The organism is Microvirga sp. KLBC 81 (assembly GCF_003075415.1).
GTDB lineage: Bacteria > Pseudomonadota > Alphaproteobacteria > Rhizobiales > Beijerinckiaceae > Microvirga.
Genome location: NZ_QDAH01000033.1, coordinates 1 through 14,400, shown reverse-complemented (window position 1 = coordinate 14,400; position 14,400 = coordinate 1). Strand labels below are relative to the sequence as shown.

21 protein-coding genes are annotated in these 14,400 nt (G+C 57.2%); 8 read left to right on the top strand and 13 right to left on the bottom strand.

The genetic code is table 11. The annotated features are described in order from the left end of the window. Positions 1-174: 174 nt before the first annotated feature. On the top strand, positions 175-609 hold the full coding sequence (locus DC522_RS18940) for a hypothetical protein (protein WP_133239314.1): 435 nt from the start codon (positions 175-177) through the stop codon (positions 607-609). Positions 610-626: 17 nt separating this feature from the next. Here the strand turns inward: DC522_RS18940 and DC522_RS18935 are convergent, their stop codons facing one another. From DC522_RS18935 to DC522_RS18895, 9 genes are all read right to left on the bottom strand, one after another. Further along, positions 627-950: an SWIB/MDM2 domain-containing protein gene (locus tag DC522_RS18935; protein WP_116530227.1), complete on the bottom strand. Its 324-nt coding sequence runs from the start codon at positions 948-950 to the stop codon at positions 627-629. Between the two features lie 188 nt (positions 951-1,138). After that, entirely contained in the window at positions 1,139-1,615 is a 477-nt protein-coding gene (locus DC522_RS18930; RefSeq protein WP_245444309.1) for a response regulator, read from the bottom strand. Positions 1,616-1,679: 64 nt separating this feature from the next. Further along, positions 1,680-2,711: a UV damage endonuclease UvsE gene (locus tag DC522_RS18925; protein WP_245444307.1), complete on the bottom strand. Its 1,032-nt coding sequence runs from the start codon at positions 2,709-2,711 to the stop codon at positions 1,680-1,682. Positions 2,712-2,754: 43 nt separating this feature from the next. Continuing rightward, complete coding sequence (locus tag DC522_RS18920; RefSeq protein WP_116530226.1) at positions 2,755-3,108, bottom strand: response regulator; 354 nt, start codon at positions 3,106-3,108, stop codon at positions 2,755-2,757. A gap of 386 nt (positions 3,109-3,494) precedes the next feature. Continuing rightward, positions 3,495-4,235: a hypothetical protein gene (locus tag DC522_RS18915; RefSeq protein WP_116530225.1), complete on the bottom strand. Its 741-nt coding sequence runs from the start codon at positions 4,233-4,235 to the stop codon at positions 3,495-3,497. Positions 4,236-4,256: 21 nt separating this feature from the next. Next, positions 4,257-4,673 carry a DUF3618 domain-containing protein gene (locus tag DC522_RS18910; RefSeq protein WP_116530224.1) on the bottom strand — a complete coding sequence of 139 codons (417 nt, stop codon included), beginning with the start codon at positions 4,671-4,673 and terminating at the stop codon, positions 4,257-4,259. Further along, positions 4,670-5,062: a phage holin family protein gene (locus DC522_RS18905; protein WP_116530223.1), complete on the bottom strand. Its 393-nt coding sequence runs from the start codon at positions 5,060-5,062 to the stop codon at positions 4,670-4,672. Before DC522_RS18905 ends, DC522_RS18910 begins: the two co-directional genes overlap by 4 nt. 11 nt (positions 5,063-5,073) lie before the next feature. Then, positions 5,074-5,601 (bottom strand): hypothetical protein, encoded by a 528-nt coding sequence (locus DC522_RS18900; protein WP_205769678.1) that lies wholly within the window; start codon positions 5,599-5,601, stop codon positions 5,074-5,076. A gap of 108 nt (positions 5,602-5,709) precedes the next feature. Next, positions 5,710-6,096 carry a helix-turn-helix domain-containing protein gene (locus tag DC522_RS18895; RefSeq protein ID WP_116530222.1) on the bottom strand — a complete coding sequence of 129 codons (387 nt, stop codon included), beginning with the start codon at positions 6,094-6,096 and terminating at the stop codon, positions 5,710-5,712. Positions 6,097-6,207: 111 nt separating this feature from the next. Between DC522_RS18895 and DC522_RS18890 the strand changes: the two genes are divergently transcribed. From DC522_RS18890 to DC522_RS18880, 3 genes are all read left to right on the top strand, one after another. Continuing rightward, the gene (locus DC522_RS18890; RefSeq protein WP_116530260.1) at positions 6,208-6,945 is read left to right on the top strand and encodes a LuxR family transcriptional regulator; all 738 of its coding nucleotides are present in this window, start codon (positions 6,208-6,210) and stop codon (positions 6,943-6,945) included. Between the two features lie 84 nt (positions 6,946-7,029). Continuing rightward, complete coding sequence (locus DC522_RS18885; protein ID WP_116530221.1) at positions 7,030-7,671, top strand: acyl-homoserine-lactone synthase; 642 nt, start codon at positions 7,030-7,032, stop codon at positions 7,669-7,671. Positions 7,672-7,708: 37 nt separating this feature from the next. Beyond that, positions 7,709-7,906, top strand: coding sequence for a hypothetical protein (locus DC522_RS18880; RefSeq protein WP_133239313.1), 198 nt, complete (start codon positions 7,709-7,711; stop codon positions 7,904-7,906). Between the two features lie 78 nt (positions 7,907-7,984). On the opposite strand, the gene DC522_RS18875 is transcribed toward DC522_RS18880, so the two are convergent. After that, complete coding sequence (locus tag DC522_RS18875; protein WP_116530219.1) at positions 7,985-8,479, bottom strand: ferritin-like domain-containing protein; 495 nt, start codon at positions 8,477-8,479, stop codon at positions 7,985-7,987. A gap of 128 nt (positions 8,480-8,607) precedes the next feature. Here DC522_RS18875 and DC522_RS18870 point away from each other — a divergent pair, with 128 nt between their 5' ends. Further along, positions 8,608-8,850 (top strand): YgaP-like transmembrane domain, encoded by a 243-nt coding sequence (locus DC522_RS18870; protein WP_371679963.1) that lies wholly within the window; start codon positions 8,608-8,610, stop codon positions 8,848-8,850. 55 nt (positions 8,851-8,905) lie between these two features. Here DC522_RS18870 and DC522_RS18865 read toward each other — a convergent pair whose 3' ends face one another. Continuing rightward, complete coding sequence (locus DC522_RS18865) at positions 8,906-9,172, bottom strand: GlsB/YeaQ/YmgE family stress response membrane protein (RefSeq protein ID WP_047188773.1); 267 nt, start codon at positions 9,170-9,172, stop codon at positions 8,906-8,908. 145 nt (positions 9,173-9,317) lie between these two features. On the opposite strand from DC522_RS18865, the gene DC522_RS34945 reads away from it, so the two are divergent. From DC522_RS34945 to DC522_RS18850, 3 genes are all read left to right on the top strand, one after another. Continuing rightward, positions 9,318-9,482 carry a hypothetical protein gene (locus DC522_RS34945; protein WP_165820211.1) on the top strand — a complete coding sequence of 55 codons (165 nt, stop codon included), beginning with the start codon at positions 9,318-9,320 and terminating at the stop codon, positions 9,480-9,482. Positions 9,483-10,166: 684 nt separating this feature from the next. After that, the gene (locus DC522_RS18860) at positions 10,167-11,837 is read left to right on the top strand and encodes a methyl-accepting chemotaxis protein (protein ID WP_116530218.1); all 1,671 of its coding nucleotides are present in this window, start codon (positions 10,167-10,169) and stop codon (positions 11,835-11,837) included. A gap of 319 nt (positions 11,838-12,156) precedes the next feature. After that, positions 12,157-12,762 carry a hypothetical protein gene (locus DC522_RS18850; RefSeq protein WP_116530216.1) on the top strand — a complete coding sequence of 202 codons (606 nt, stop codon included), beginning with the start codon at positions 12,157-12,159 and terminating at the stop codon, positions 12,760-12,762. Positions 12,763-12,798: 36 nt separating this feature from the next. Here the strand turns inward: DC522_RS18850 and DC522_RS18845 are convergent, their stop codons facing one another. Both DC522_RS18845 and DC522_RS18840 read right to left on the bottom strand, forming a co-directional pair. Then, the gene (locus DC522_RS18845; protein ID WP_116530215.1) at positions 12,799-13,584 is read right to left on the bottom strand and encodes a DUF1217 domain-containing protein; all 786 of its coding nucleotides are present in this window, start codon (positions 13,582-13,584) and stop codon (positions 12,799-12,801) included. Between the two features lie 38 nt (positions 13,585-13,622). Then, positions 13,623-14,222 carry a hypothetical protein gene (locus tag DC522_RS18840; RefSeq protein WP_133239312.1) on the bottom strand — a complete coding sequence of 200 codons (600 nt, stop codon included), beginning with the start codon at positions 14,220-14,222 and terminating at the stop codon, positions 13,623-13,625. Positions 14,223-14,400 lie beyond the last annotated feature (178 nt).

The window sequence follows — 14,400 nt, the reverse complement described above, 5'->3', positions numbered from 1 at the left end:
AAAGCGATGCCACTTTTCGTTTCAGCGGTCTTAACGGTGCTGTCTCTACCTTCTTCGGCGAGCGCCTCGCAAGCAGCGCTGAGCTGGTTTCAGAGCCAAGGTTATGTGGGACCTGCAGGCACTCGCATCATTGCCTGCCATGGTTATGGCTGCTCTCGCCGTCAGGCGATTTCTGTGGATGGAGCTCTGCTCAGCCGGGCGAGCGCTCTCCTGAAGTCCGGCAGCGCGTCGCCTGAGGCGGAGAGAAGAGCCCTCGCTCAGGTGGTGAGCGCCTACACGGCGTATCTTGCTGCCTCTATCGGCGGCAGGCCGGATATCCCGGGCTCACCGGTTAAGATGTCGGGCGTTCATGGTCAGATGGATTGCCTGGATGAGACTGCGAATACGACGAGCCTGCTGCTCGTGCTGCAGGAAAAAGGCCTGCTGACCTATCATCGGGTCGAGCCGCCGGAGTCGCGGGGATTCTTTCTGGATGGTCGCTACCCGCATTTCACTGCCATCATAGCAGAAAAAGGGAGCGGACAGGAATGGGCGGTCGATCCGTGGAGACGAGCGCCGGGCCAGAGGCCGGAAATCCTGCCGCTCACCCAATGGCGGCAGGATTCCTGATCAAACGGCCGAATGGCTTATTTCAGGTGCTGGGCGAGGTGCTTGTTCATCTCGAACATGGTCACCTTGGGCTTGCCGAAGATCGGCTGCAGCTTGTCGTCAGCCAGGATCTCGCGCTTGTTCTCGGGGTTCTGCAGGTTGTTCTTCTTGATGTAGTCCCACATCTTGCTCACAACCTCGCCACGCGGCAGCGGGTCCGAGCCCACGATGGCGGCCAGTTCCTTGGACGGCTGCAGGGGCTGCTGAAGAGCATTGGGCTTGGAACCAGCAGCCTTCTTGGCGGCCGGCTTGGCAGCAGCCTTCTTCGCTCCGGCTTTTCCGTCTGTCGTCTTGGTCGGCATGTATTCCTCCGGGAGTAGAGTGGGAAAGCTTCTCGACAGCCGTTTCATCTTGGGCCTCGAAAGCTCATTGGCCTGCCCTGGGTCGGATATTCCGGAGACTATGTAAAAGGCCCCAGCCCCCGATGGTAGGTCAATTCCGGCAGAGCTTATGTCTGCTCTGCGCCTTCAGCAAGATAGAGTTCGGGAATTTAGGCGGTTTTCGGAAAGGGAAGGATTTTCGCCGTTTCCTGAGGAACTGGACTCCGCCTCGGACGGGAGTACCTTCTGGACCGCTCGGCCGCTGAATGGACGTGAGAGACGATCGCCTCGTTCGGGCAGGGCTTCGCCAGGAAGGCCGCACCCATGGGCAGGTCGCCCTCGGCCGGCCATTGCCGCCCCGACATGATCAGGATCTCGGCCTCAGGCCAGGATTCATGAACTTTATGAGCGAGTTCGAACCCATTGCAGCCGTTCGGCATGTCTACGTCGGTGAGCAGAACATTCACCTCAAGGCCCGCTTCCAGAAGCACCAAAGCCTCCGAGGCATTGGAAGCTTCGACCACCTTGAATCCGGATTCCTCCAGGAGCTCTGCAACAAACAGACGAATGAGGGGCTCGTCTTCAACCAAAAGAACTGTGGACGGGGACTCAGGCATCGGGCGCTCGGCAGACTGCACAATGCTCATGAACGCTCAAGCCGAGTGTTTGTTCCATACCTGAAGCAGACCAGTTGACCTTTTGGTCAGTTTTTCACTCGACCAGGGCCCCTGCCCTTTCCACGTGTTGGGCCAGCCCCTCGGAAGCGATGTTCTTTAGTTTCGCCTCCACTTCGAAATCAGACCAGGCGAGATGGCGTGCGACGAGATCGTTGACCGCCACGTTCCACATCAGATCGGAATGACCGCGCAGATCCTTCGGTTTGATTCCAGCCTGAGTGAGAGCTTTGTAGTCGGGGAGCGCATGGATATCGTGATCCGGCAGCAAATCCTCCCGGGACACGCTGATATGGCTTAAAGGCCGCACACCTCGCCAGGAGGCGATGATCCGCTCGATCCTGGGATCGTCGGGCTCGACATATTTGCCCCCGCTCTTGATCCAGTGATGATGGAGATCGAGAACAAGCGGCACCGCATCTGCCAGCGGCAGGAGATCGTCAAGGCCGAAGCTAACCTCATCGTTCTCGATGGTGATCAGATTGCGCGCCGTTTCCGACAAGCGGCCGAGGCCCTCGCGGATGCCCCCGACACCCATGGCCCTTGCACCGCCATGAATGTTGATATGGGCGCCAGACGGATGCCAGCCTTCGCCATATCCCATGTAGCACATCACATCCGCATGGTACTCGAACTCCGCCACACCATTGGCAACAGCAGATGGGTTCGCGGAGACAATCACGCAAAACTGACCGGGGTGCATGCTGAGGCGCACGCCATGCTCCCGTGCGAGCTGTCCGGCTGACGCGAGCTTGGCCTCGACGAGGTTGCGCAGGTCCTGGTCCCGATAGAAATCCTGGCAGCTTGGATGCGTATAGCCCGGCAGGAGATCACTGGAGAGGCGATGCAATCGCTCCAGCTTCGGGCGGCTCGCCACATGCGCGATCTGGCGGATGGCCGCTTCCAGGTTATGGGCTACGACGGCGGACAACCTGTCATAGGCAGCCCCTGGATCGAGGCGGCCGAGATAGGCCATCGTCACCGTTGTGGTGTTCATCTGCCGCGCCGTTTCCGCCTTGCCATCCTCCGGCAGAAACTTGCAGCAGAAGCCAAGTCTGGGATTGGGCATGGGCAGCTGGATTCCTCTGTCCCAGGTTCGTGCCCTCATGCCTTTAGCACGAATAGAGGCGGGACGAAGTCTCGTCTATCGACTGCAGGATGGCGTGTTCCTCAAAAGGTTTCGGGATAAAGGCCGCCCGCCGAAGCGAATGAGGCAGATCGCCTGGCTGCGAAGCCGACACAAAGGCAAACGGAATGTGACGCTCAACAAGCGCTGTTGCTACGCCGAAGCTCTTACCGCCGACCACATCTACGTCGAGCAGCGCGTAATCAAAATCATCCTCGAGATGTTCGTAGGTTTCAGCCAGTGAATCAAAAATACCGACGATCTCATGCCCCTCGTCTTCCAGGATCGCCTGGAGATCCGAGGCAATGAAAGGATCATCTTCCAAGATCAGAATACGCATGACACAACTCCGCTCACAGACCCTGCCGGATCGCTTTTCAAAGCCAATCTGTTCAGATGAACCGCAACTCTATCCAACCCAGAGTGGGAACGGGCTTACCAATGGAGGGTTCCAGCTCGGCCGGAAACTCTCCGGAATTCAAGGGGTATGGTTAAATTTCTGAAACCCAGGCCTTGAAACGCGGGCTGAACAGCACCATCTGCGTATCAACCTGGCGGCACTGCCTGCCAGATGCGGTCACGATGCCGAGATGATGACGCCGGATGTACGCGCATGATCTCGCCGTGGCCGTTCCCATTTCCGGAGCGGCTCATCTCCCAAAACGAGGTAAAAATGAAAAGCGCTGGCACAAGGCCAGCGCTTTCGCCTTGCTTGAGGACTTGCCGTCAGTGACGGTTTGCGTCGGGGCCTTGGGCGCCGAACTCGCTCTCGTGACGGCTGAACTGCGGCTCGTCACCGCTGAAGGTTTCTTCCACATATTCGCGGCCGCGATTGGCGGCGTCACGCGCGTAGCGAAGACCTTGGTTACGCACCTCGTCAGCCCACTCGCCGAAGAACTCGTTTTCACGCCGTGTGCGCGGAAGGAGAGCGCCTAGAAGAAGACCTGCAGCGAGACCGACAAGTCCGACGACCATCGGGTTTTCCGACACGTAGTTCTGCATGCTGCCACGCGCACTGCCAAAGGCACGCGCGGAGCGGCCGCCCATATGGCGCACGCGACGACGCTGACCTTCATAAGCGTCCGATGCCCATTCCGATGCGCGATCGTACGTGTCGCGCGCCCATTCGGAAGCGCCCTCATAGGCCTCTTCGGCACGATGGCGCATATCGCCTGCCATCTGCTGAGCCTTGTCCGTCACTGACCCACTTTGATCCTGAGCTTGCTGCTGTGAGGACTGAGACTGCGAGCCGCCCTTCGACCTGTCGCCACCTTGGTTGCCGCCCAACGGATGGGAAGTGTGGGATGCGAGCGTTGCGCTCTGCGCGCTCTTCCTCTCGTCATGAGCATGCGGCATCGGAGCCTCGCCGATATTCCCGACGGACGTACCGGCAGAAACCTTGCCGGATCCGGTCTCACTCTGCTTGTCGGTCGGCGACTTGTCGCTTTCGTTCTTTGCGTTGGCCATGAAAAGCTCCTGTTCCGTTCGTTAAATGCGGGAGTTCATTCTGCGGCGATCGAACATGCCGTCTGCTTGCTCCAGCGGAGCCGCTCCCGACGGATAGAGACGCAAGTCGTCCGGTTCCCCTGTGAGATCCTGCTCAGTGATGAAGTCCTCATCCGCGGCGATCAGTCGGGTAGGGCGACGTCTCGCCGGACGCCCGAGGCGATAGGCGAGAAGGCCAAGGCCTATCGCGATCAGGATGACAGGCACCGGATTACTGCGAACCGTTTCAAGAGCCCTGTCGTACACAGGGCCGTATTGGCTCGCGCGTGCTGTTCCCAGCATATCGTCGACGACACCCGAGACGGTCATCTTGTTCTGGAGTTGGTCGATGGTGCGATCGAGCTGCGCGCGGCTCTGCTCGATGTCCCTCTCCAGATCCTGAAGGCTCTGTGTCATCATGCACCTCTCTCGGACAGAACTTCCGCATCACGTTTGAGCGAGCGCATGGTTCTTTGCGGCGTGAGCGACGAAGCCGTCATGGCATGACGCCCATAGAGGCCGAGGCCAATCGCGACGAGCGCCAGAACGCCACCTACGATGAGAGCAGCCAAAGCCTCGGAATTGACAATTGTTGCCAGCCACTCGACGAGCGACTCTGTCAGGAGCATAACCGCCGCAATCGCGAAGATCGCTGCGACCACGACCATGGCCAACCCGATAAACAGGGTTCGGATATTCTGAGAAATCTCAGTGCGGAAGAGCGTGAATTCTTTCTGCGCGAGGTCAGTGGATTCACGCAGGGCCTCACCGACGAGACCCTGAATGGTTTGATTGTTGTTACCCTGCATGGGCCTCTCCGTCATGCACCGGCGCTGGCGCGTGAGCGCTGGGCCTGCTGTGAGCGCCCCCGGCCAGGACTTGAGACGCTCGGGGTCATGCGCTCCTGCCGCATGTCCTCGGCCGTGCTCTTGAGGAACCGCGCCGCCAGGAATCCAACAGCGACAGACACTGCAGCAACCGTTGCAGGGCGACGCCGGACAACATCCTCGAAGTCGTTGAAGATATCCGCAAAGCTGCGATCTCTGATCGAGTCCGCCAGTTGTTCCAAGCCATCGGCAGCACTATCGACGACGGCGCGGATATTCGGACGCTCGTCGAAGGAGTGGGTCGACTCGCGCAAAGAGGTCGCAAAATCCGCCACGGACTGCGCAATGTCGTCCTTGCGATGCCCGACGTAATTGACCGCCTGCTCGCGCGCCGATTCGATAAAGTAACGGCCACGCTCGACGGCCGCACCGGCCATCTCGCCGACATCTCCTCTCAGGGCATCCCAATCATCGCTGCTGGTATCCTGCTGCCTATTGCCGTTCTGCTGTCCCACGCCCATGGTCAACCTCTCTCAATCGTGGGGGAGTAACCATTAGAAGCGCGGCAGGTTCCGAAGAGCCCAGGGCTCTTTCGCATTGAACCATCAGAGATATTGGAGAGCAGAAGCCTATTGGATCGATGCCAGCCAATCGACGAGGTCGGCTACTTTCTTGCGAGCTTCGTCATCCTTCAGGCGGATGAAACCGCGCATGAGACGGTCGCTGTCCGGGCTCGTCAGGAACTCCGCCATGATGCTGTCATCCGAGAAGCCGCCCTTGCGTAGTCCAGGCGCCCCCTCGAAGAAGAACTCGATGCTCACATCCAGGATGCCGGCTATACGAAGAAGGCGGCTTGCTCCGATGCGGTTGGTTCCCTTCTCATATTTCTGAACCTGCTGAAAAGTGAGCCCCAAGGCATCTGCCAGTTTCTCCTGACTCATCCCGAGCATGATCCGTCTGGCCCGCACCCGACTGCCGATATGCCCGTCGATGGGGTTGGGTGACTTCTGCTGCAACCGCCTCTCCTACCGTTACTGTCAGGCTTGGATTAATATACCCCTTCCAAAACCTTTGGTAGCGAAACTATGATATACACCTTTTAATTGAAACCTCCCTTGGAGGCGCAGGTGTCCCATCACAGTTTCGACCATGCGACGGAGGCTTTCGAATTTATCGGAAGGCTGGATGATCTCGCGTCGGTTCAAGATGTCATCAATGAAATATCAAAATCTTTCTCCCTATTCGGTTTGGAGAATTTCATTATTACAGGACTACCGAACTTGAAAGAACGATTCGATCAAGTCGTTCTACTTAGAAAATGGCCAATTGGGTGGTTCGAAATCTACGCAAAGGAAGATTATGTCCGCGTTGACCCAGTCATTCGACTGTGTCGAAATACGGTTCAACCTTTCGAGTGGTCTGAAGCTCCGTTTGATCGTGAGAAAGAACCGCGCGCGGCGGAGGTCATGAACCGGGCCACGGATTTCAGGATGAAGGATGGATTCTGCCTGCCGATCCACGGCATCAACGGGTATGAGGCCTGTTTTTCCATGAGCGGGGTCGATCTGGACCTTTCCCCTCGGACGAAACCTGCCCTCCATTTGATGGCCATGTATGCCTTTGAGCGCGCGCGCCAGCTTCTCGACCCGCTTCCCTATCGCGGCGCGGGCCTGCTGACTCCTCGGGAGCGGGAAGCACTCATGTGGGCCGCTGCCGGAAAGTCGGCAGCCGATACAGGTGACATCCTTGGCATTACTGAGCGAACGGTGACCGCCCACATCGTGAGCGCTTGCCAGAAGCTGGACGCCACCAACAAGACCCAAGCCGTCGCAAGGGCGCTTCAGTACAAACTCATCCAGATCTGATGCGGCACCTGTAATTTCCTACAATACCATTCACAGATCATTCGAGTGAAATGTCACCCTGCTCACCAAAGGGGGATGGCATCAATGACCTCTGTTCATGTCATTACACACGAAAACAGAGCTTTATACGAAGAGAGCATCGAGCAGTTCTACCGCCTCAGGCATCGGGTCTTCGTGGAGGAGCGAGGCTGGAACGACCTGAGGCGACCGGACGGGCTCGAGATAGACTCGTACGACAATGAGCATGCCACCTATCTTCTCGCTATCGACGCGGGCCGCGTCGTCGGTGGGCAGCGGCTTTACCCGACCCTGCTGCCGCACATGATCAGCGAAGTTTTTCCCCATCTGGCAGGCCGTGGTGTTCCGCAAGCCTCCCATGTCCTTGAGTGGACCCGTTACTTCGTTGTCAAGGAAAGGCGGACAGGGCGGACCGATTGCCGGTTGCTGGCTGCCATGCAGGAATTCTGCTTGGAAGAAGGCATCTCCGAAGTGACAGCCGTCGTCGAGATGTGGTGGCTACCTCGATGGCAGCAGGCGGGTTTTAAGGTTCGCCCTCTCGGACTGCCTCATTTGATCGAAGGACAACCCTGCGTCGCCGCTGCCATCGGGATTTCTGAAGCAAGCCTCCATCATGTGCGAAACCTCGCCGGCTTGCGGGGCGCTTCCCTTGTTCGGAAAGGCACCCTCTCTCCTCTCACTGAGCGATTGCCCCATGTCGCTGCCTGATGAGCCCCCTCCCCTCGCCTCTTTCGTGCAAGAGGAAATGATCGACGGCCTCAGCGAGAACTTGGGCCAGTTGCTTGATCTTCTGCCACCGGTCTCACGCCTGAGGCTATTGGCGTTCCTGCACTTGGTTGAGCAGCCCGAAACCATGAAGGCAACGCTCGAAGTTCAGCCGTCAGGGTTGCTACGCCTGACGCTGGACACCAGCGTTGCGCCCTGCAAGTCCCACCAGCACTGACGGCGGGCACCTCCAACTGGGTCATGCAAAAGCAAAACCCCGCTCTTCCGGCGGGGCTTTGCCTTGAAGGCCTCGGACTCAAGCAGCTTTTGTGTTGACGCGGGCCTCAGCCAGTCTCGTCAGCAGCAGATCGGTCTTCTTCTCTTCCTGCAGGTTCTGGTCGAGCAGTCTTGCGGCATCATTCATGCCGAGCTCCTGCGCCCAGGTCTTCAGGGAGCCATAGCGGGTGATTTCATAGTGCTCGACAGCCTGGGCAGCCGCGAGGATACCGGCGTCGAGGGCCTCGCTGTCGGCAAAGTCTTCCATGACTTCCTTGCCCTCTTCGATGATACCATTGATGGCCTCGCACTGCACGCCACGAGCCGCCTTGCCGAGCATCTCGAAAACCTGTTCGAGGCGCTCGATCTGGCCTTCGGTTTCGTCGCGGTGCGTCTCGAAAGCTTGCTTGAGCTCCTCGGATTCCGCGGCCTTGGCCATCTTGGGCAGGGCCTTCAGGATCTGTTTTTCGGCATAGTAGACATCCTTCAGGGTGTGAAGGAACAGGTCGTTCAAGGTCTTTTCCTTGGCAGGCATTGTCCAACTCCATATCGGTGAGAGTGGACTCAACGACGGCCAAGTTTTGAGGTTCCTTTGGAATTGCCGTCTTCCGGAACAACTATGATCCACGTCGCGTTCGGCCCCTGTACCCAAGGAGAACGAACGTGGCGAATATCATCTCGGCCAGCACCGGATCGCTGATGAACGGAGAACCGAATTTGAGCGCGACGGAGCGCGGCATCTATATGCTCGCAGGGCTAGGCCTTGCCGCAGCGGCCGCCAAGCCGCGCCCTAATCCTCTGATGAATATCCTAGCGCTCGCAGGCGGCTCTTACCTCGCCTGGCGCGGCTATGTGGGCAATTGCCCAGTCAAGGCAGCCCTTATGGGCTCTCACGAATCCGACTGAGGCGGATCCTCGTGCCAAGACAGATGGGCCGCAACCATCGGTGCGGCCCATTCTCTCAATAAGTCGTCGTCGAGCGCCGACCGGCGATCAGACCATAAATGAAGAGAACGATGACGGCTCCCACAATGGCGCCGATGAAGTTTGCCCCATCATCGGGCCCATACCAGCCGACGGCGCGCCCAAGATATGTGGCGACTACAGCACCGATGATGCCAAGGATGGTCGTCATGATGAACCCGGAAGGTTCATTCCGGCCCGGCATGATCCACTTGGCAATGAGGCCAGCCACGAAGCCGATAATGATGGTCCAGATGATGCTCATGATATGATCCCTGAGTGTGTTGCCTCCTCAAGAACGCGCATCCCTAGCTAAGGTTGCGGCAACCCGGGAACAGTGGGCGGCATTTTTTCATGATCTTGCCGCACTTGGAGCGGACCTTTCACCTCTGCCATTGGAGGTCATTGCAATGAATGCCGAATCCCCTTGGACCTACGAAGCCGTTCAGATGCTCAAGTCACTGGCGCAAGAGGGAACGCCGGTCTCCGTCATCAGCCTCAAGCTCAAACGCTCGATTACCGATGTTCGCGCCAAACTGAGTGATCTTGGGATCACGCCAGCGGCGGAAACATAAGGACCACACGGGAAGGAGGCGGATCATGACTGCCCCTTCCCGAAAATACATTTCAGATGCTATTCATTTAAGTCGATCGAGAGAGCCGCGTATCAATTCTATTCGTCTTTGCATGCTGTAAACTAACGATTTTAAGGTTCTCGTGGAAGCTTGCGGATTTTTTTCAGAATAATACCGGCAGTTACAAGAATTGCATTCGTCTTCTATTTTCTCAATTTGCCATTACTTGGTTGGGCAAGCCGCGGCGCCCCCACACGCAGCGTTTTCGGCAGCACAATGACGGAAGACGCACATTCTCGATGCAATATACCCTATCATATGTCTTGTCACACCGCAGCTTGGCACGGCTGATACCGGACCGTTGAAGCCGAGGTACTGGCGAGGCAGGTGCAACCGCCTCTCGGGCTCTCAACTCGCCCCAGGAGCCTTCCCATCACTCTCCTATATCGAACAACGAAGTCAGTACCTTTCTGAGTGCGTGAGGGCAGCGTCATCCTCGACCTGGTTCTTGCAACTTATATCGGACGGAACCACAAGGCACGGGAGCACGAAAGACGCTCTCGTGCCTCAGCATCTTGGATGACGGGTGGTCCGTAGAAACCGGCAAGTCTCACGCAAGCAATCCCCGTTAAGTCTGTTGGCCGCTCGAAAAATGCAGCAGCGATCCGGCTCGCGGAGGAACCAATGAAAATCAAGACAAAGCTATTTGCGCTCGTTTCTGCGTTGAGCCTAGGCACCATCATCATAACCGGCGTCGGGGTCGACACCGTGCGAACCTATAACACAGCCGTCGACGAAGTCAGGGACGCAGCCATTCACACTCTTTATGCCGAGCGTCTGAACCGGTTGGTGACCCAAGTTGTCATGGAGTCGCGTGGTATATATGCGTCTTCCGATACAAAAGAAGCTCGAAAATTCGGGGATGGCGCCCTGCTCGCCCTCACCGAAATCGATACCTTGCTCAGACAATGGAAGCTATACGTTCCGGCTGAAGACGCTGCATTGTTTGAGACCCTCGAAAAGGACGCGGCAAGCTTCAAAACTCATCGAACTGAAACTGTTCGCCTAGGCACGGAAGTTTCTCCTGCAGCAGCCAATGCACAAGGCAACACGGAAGCGAATCGCGCAAACAGAAAGGCTTTTCAGGTCACCATTGACGCCTTCACAGCGCGTGGTCGTCAAGCCATGGATGCTGTCGAGCAAAAGGCCGAAGACCTTTATAGCAAAATGTTGATGCTGCTGCTCTCCATGGCGGGGGGCTGCACGCTCATTGCACTTCTGCTGGGCTGGCTGATTGGCCATCGTCAGATTGCCCGCCCGCTCCAAGCCTTGACCGGGGCGATCCAGAAATTGGCCTCCGGGGACTTCAATCTGCCACAGGTCAAGCCGAGCCGCGACGAGATTGGAGATATCTGGAAGGCCACCCAGATCTTTGCCGATGCCATGCAGGAGACCCAGCGTCTCAGGCACGAGCAAGAGGCTGCAGGAAGCCGGATGGCCGAGAAGCGCAAAGCGGAGATGGCTGCCCTCGCACAACAATTTGAGCGCAGCGTCGGCAGTCTCGTACAGCACCTTTCATCTTCGGCTAGCGATATGGAAACGACCGCGCGATCTATGGCCTCGGTCGCGAACCAGACGACCAGCCAATCCATGACGGTGTCGTCTGCCGCGCAGCAAACTTCTGCCAACGTTCAGACAGTCGCCGCCGCCACCGAAGAACTCTCCATTTCCATTCGTGAGATTGCGGGCCAAGTGACGCAATCCTCCCAAATTGCCGACCGTGCCGTTGAAGGCGCTCAGCGGACGAATGCCACTGTTCAAGACTTGGCTGCCATGGCAGAGAAAATCGGCAACGTCGTGCAGCTCATCAACAACATCGCAGGCCAGACGAACCTGCTGGCACTCAATGCCACGATCGAAGCGGCGCGCGCCGGGGAGGCTGGTAAGGGTTTTGCCGTTGTCGCTTCGGAGGTGAAGGACCTCGCCAGCCAGACCGCCAAGGCCACGGAGGAGATCTCGCAGCAGATCGGATCCGTGCAGCAGGCTACCCAGCAGACGGTGGAAGCGATTCAAGAGATTGCACGCACCATCAACGAGATGTCTCAGATCTCCATTTCAATCGCAGCTGCCATGGAGCAGCAGGGAGCTGCGACCGCAGAGATCGCCCGCAATGTGCAGGAAGCTGCCCGCGGCACTGAGCAGGTCACCGGCAACATCGTGGATGTCCAGAAAGGCGCAGGCGACACGGGTGCCGCCGCCTCGCAAGTTCTCGGCGCAGCTCAGGAACTGGCAAGGCGGTCGAGCGAACTTGGGCACGAGGTCTCCAACTTCCTGATAGAAGTCAGGGCAGCTTAGTCCTCGTCGGAAATTCGAGTTGGATGCTCTCTCTTTCCCCTGACGAAGAGAGCATCCTCAGCATGGTCTGAAAAGGCTTTTCTCAACTGCGGATTAGCGCTTTCGAAGTAAAGAGCTATGACGCTATGCAGGTCAAATTCAATCTCGAGGGCGGAGCTCCTCCAGAAAATTATCGGCTGATCTATCATAGCTTGAGAGTTCAGAGCCCGCACTTACCCGATCTGCCTGAGACTTTTCTCAAGATGCTCTCTCATGCTCATTGGCTTAATTTTATGAGACACATAGATCAACATCTCTGATTCTATTGGCAGGAACAGTTATGCTCACTCGGTTCGACAAAGCGATGGAACAGGTGGCACGGGCAGAGAATGATCTCAAGGCAGATCGGATCGTCCTTGAAAGCCACGCGCAGAAGGTTCGCCGATTGGAGGAGCTCATCCGCGCCAAGGAGGCAACGGGAGACCGCATTGTAATCGGTTTGGGTGCTGCGCTCGTGGTCTCTTCTATGGCGCTTCCTGTCTATGCTGCTTTCTATAGCGACGGTTACGCGTATCTACCAAGCGTCGGGAGCTCGATTGCTGCACGGAATAGCTTGATCGCGGAAAAGCCGCAAATGACCGCTCATTCCTTGATCAGCCCACCAAAAAAGGAGAGCAACACACTCTATCTTGCTGAGAATGACGAGAAGTCCACGACAAATCAGTCTAATTCTGTAGGAGCCACTTTCGCACGCTATGTGATCCATCGTGCAACAGCCGCATCGGCATTGATTGAAGGCCCAAATGGATTGTGGTGGGTCACTCCGGGCATGAAGATTCCTGGCGCGGGCCACATTCTCTCCATCGAACGTTCCGAGACAGGCTGGTCCGTGGTCACATCAGAGACCACCATTACCGAAGGATCGGTCGCTAGCCTGACGAACTGAACTCAGGGTGGCGCGCCGACCTCATTGATCGTCTTATCACGATCCGCCAAGCCTCAGCTTGGCGATGCTCATCATGAGATCGATGCTCATCCCCTGCTCAGTGGATTGATTGAAAAGGGTGAGCATAGGCGACATCGTTGCCGATGTTGCGTTATTCACGTCCCACATGGCATTGAAGCGCTGGATCAGCTTGTCCACCCTCTTTGGATCCTGAAGATCCTTCACGTTCAGGAACTTTTCAAGGTTGCGGACCTGAAAGTCGAGATCGGCTCTCGAGGCTGCCTCGGGGATACCGAATGTCGTCTGGACGAACTTCAAAAGCGCCCTGTCGGCCAGGATCCCCATTGTCGTCGTGACAGATGAAGCCTTGCGCTTGAAATAGAGCGCCAGCTGAACGCCCTGATTGTCCTTGCCCTCCTGCTGCTCCAAAGTCTGCTGGATATATTTTTGCACCGCCTCTGTCGTGGCGCTGGCGGCGGATGTCGCCGCAGCCCCTTTTCCGGCAAAGTCGAAGGCCCTCGCGAACTCCTTGTAGAGCGGATTACTCATCTTGTTCGCCATGCTCTGAGGACTCGAAACGCCCTCTTTAAGCAGCTTTTTGATGAGTGCCTTGCCGTAGGCCATGTCTTCCAGGCCATAGGCCTTCATGGCATATTTGAAGACACGGTCGTTCTTGATGAACTCGTCGACCGTTTTGATGGTCTTGATCGTCGCGTTGTAATAATCCGTCTCACGCTTGACGACAGGATCTTTCTCAATCAGCGCCTTCGTGCGGGTCGTGTTCGTTGTAATGATCTGGTACCGGGTTGACGTGCTAACCATGACAAACCTTCAGACAATTCGCGTTTCGACAAGCCGCCCTAATGGATCAAGGATTGATCGGCGCTCACACGACCAGCAATATCCCGGCAATCCTGCCTGAACCTTTCAGCAACAGCCTTCGTGTCGGCAGCATTGAGCTGAAATTCCGACCTTTGTGTTTCGTAGCGGTAGTTTGAAAGCTCAATGACAAGCGACCGAGCTCCAGACAGTTTTTTCAGGAAGAGAGAAACCTGTTCCGAGTTGGCAAGCCGCCCCACCCTTCCGCGATAAACCCAGTAGCTCAGCTCCGGACTGCCATCATCGAACCAATAGATGGTGCTACGCCCACGGGGGGCGCTGGGTCCAAGGTAGCTTTTCTGCGAAACCGCTGCCGTCATTGATACGACTTCCGGCAGGTCCTCGCCGACGGGCATCCGTGAACACGTCAGCCACAGCAGCGCCTCGTTGTCTCCACGCAAACGCGCGAAAGCGGCTTGAGGTTTTCCGTCCTGATCATGACGCAGGACATAATCCCAAGAGCCGATCCATGTTGCCAGAGCCTGCACCTGTCCGGCCGCGAAGGAACTCGTGATACCAAGCGCGACGGCCAGGCATAAGAATTTCTTCAAAGAAGTGGAGTAAGACGGCTTCTCTCTCATGGCCGCACCATTCTTTCAAAAAGAAGCCTCGCCCTTTTTCAAGGCGAGGCTTCTCTCAGCCCATACTGAAGCTCTTACTGGAAGAGCTTCAGGATCATCTGGCTGTTCTGGTTGGCCATGGAGAGGGCCTGGACGCCGAGCTGCTGCTGGGTCTGCAGGGCCTGGTTGCGGGTCGAGG

Excerpts from the sequence above, each read along its gene's own strand:
- DC522_RS18925 (WP_245444307.1), bottom strand. The coding sequence starts at position 2,711 with ATGCCCAATCCCAGACTTGGCTTCTGCTGCAAGTTTCTGCCGGAGGAT.
- DC522_RS18905 (WP_116530223.1), bottom strand. The coding sequence starts at position 5,062 with ATGCAGGGTAACAACAATCAAACCATTCAGGGTCTCGTCGGTGAGGCC.
- DC522_RS18850 (WP_116530216.1), top strand. The coding sequence starts at position 12,157 with ATGCTCACTCGGTTCGACAAAGCGATGGAACAGGTGGCACGGGCAGAG.
- DC522_RS18900 (WP_205769678.1), bottom strand. The coding sequence starts at position 5,601 with ATGGGCGTGGGACAGCAGAACGGCAATAGGCAGCAGGATACCAGCAGC.
- DC522_RS18840 (WP_133239312.1), bottom strand. The coding sequence starts at position 14,222 with ATGAGAGAGAAGCCGTCTTACTCCACTTCTTTGAAGAAATTCTTATGC.
- DC522_RS18845 (WP_116530215.1), bottom strand. The coding sequence starts at position 13,584 with ATGGTTAGCACGTCAACCCGGTACCAGATCATTACAACGAACACGACC.
- DC522_RS18860 (WP_116530218.1), top strand. The coding sequence starts at position 10,167 with ATGAAAATCAAGACAAAGCTATTTGCGCTCGTTTCTGCGTTGAGCCTA.
- DC522_RS18875 (WP_116530219.1), bottom strand. The coding sequence starts at position 8,479 with ATGCCTGCCAAGGAAAAGACCTTGAACGACCTGTTCCTTCACACCCTG.
- DC522_RS34945 (WP_165820211.1), top strand. The coding sequence starts at position 9,318 with ATGAATGCCGAATCCCCTTGGACCTACGAAGCCGTTCAGATGCTCAAG.
- DC522_RS18880 (WP_133239313.1), top strand. The coding sequence starts at position 7,709 with ATGATCGACGGCCTCAGCGAGAACTTGGGCCAGTTGCTTGATCTTCTG.
- DC522_RS18910 (WP_116530224.1), bottom strand. The coding sequence starts at position 4,673 with ATGATGACACAGAGCCTTCAGGATCTGGAGAGGGACATCGAGCAGAGC.
- DC522_RS18865 (WP_047188773.1), bottom strand. The coding sequence starts at position 9,172 with ATGAGCATCATCTGGACCATCATTATCGGCTTCGTGGCTGGCCTCATT.
- DC522_RS18885 (WP_116530221.1), top strand. The coding sequence starts at position 7,030 with ATGACCTCTGTTCATGTCATTACACACGAAAACAGAGCTTTATACGAA.
- DC522_RS18930 (WP_245444309.1), bottom strand. The coding sequence starts at position 1,615 with ATGAGCATTGTGCAGTCTGCCGAGCGCCCGATGCCTGAGTCCCCGTCC.
- DC522_RS18915 (WP_116530225.1), bottom strand. The coding sequence starts at position 4,235 with ATGGCCAACGCAAAGAACGAAAGCGACAAGTCGCCGACCGACAAGCAG.
- DC522_RS18920 (WP_116530226.1), bottom strand. The coding sequence starts at position 3,108 with ATGCGTATTCTGATCTTGGAAGATGATCCTTTCATTGCCTCGGATCTC.
- DC522_RS18935 (WP_116530227.1), bottom strand. The coding sequence starts at position 950 with ATGCCGACCAAGACGACAGACGGAAAAGCCGGAGCGAAGAAGGCTGCT.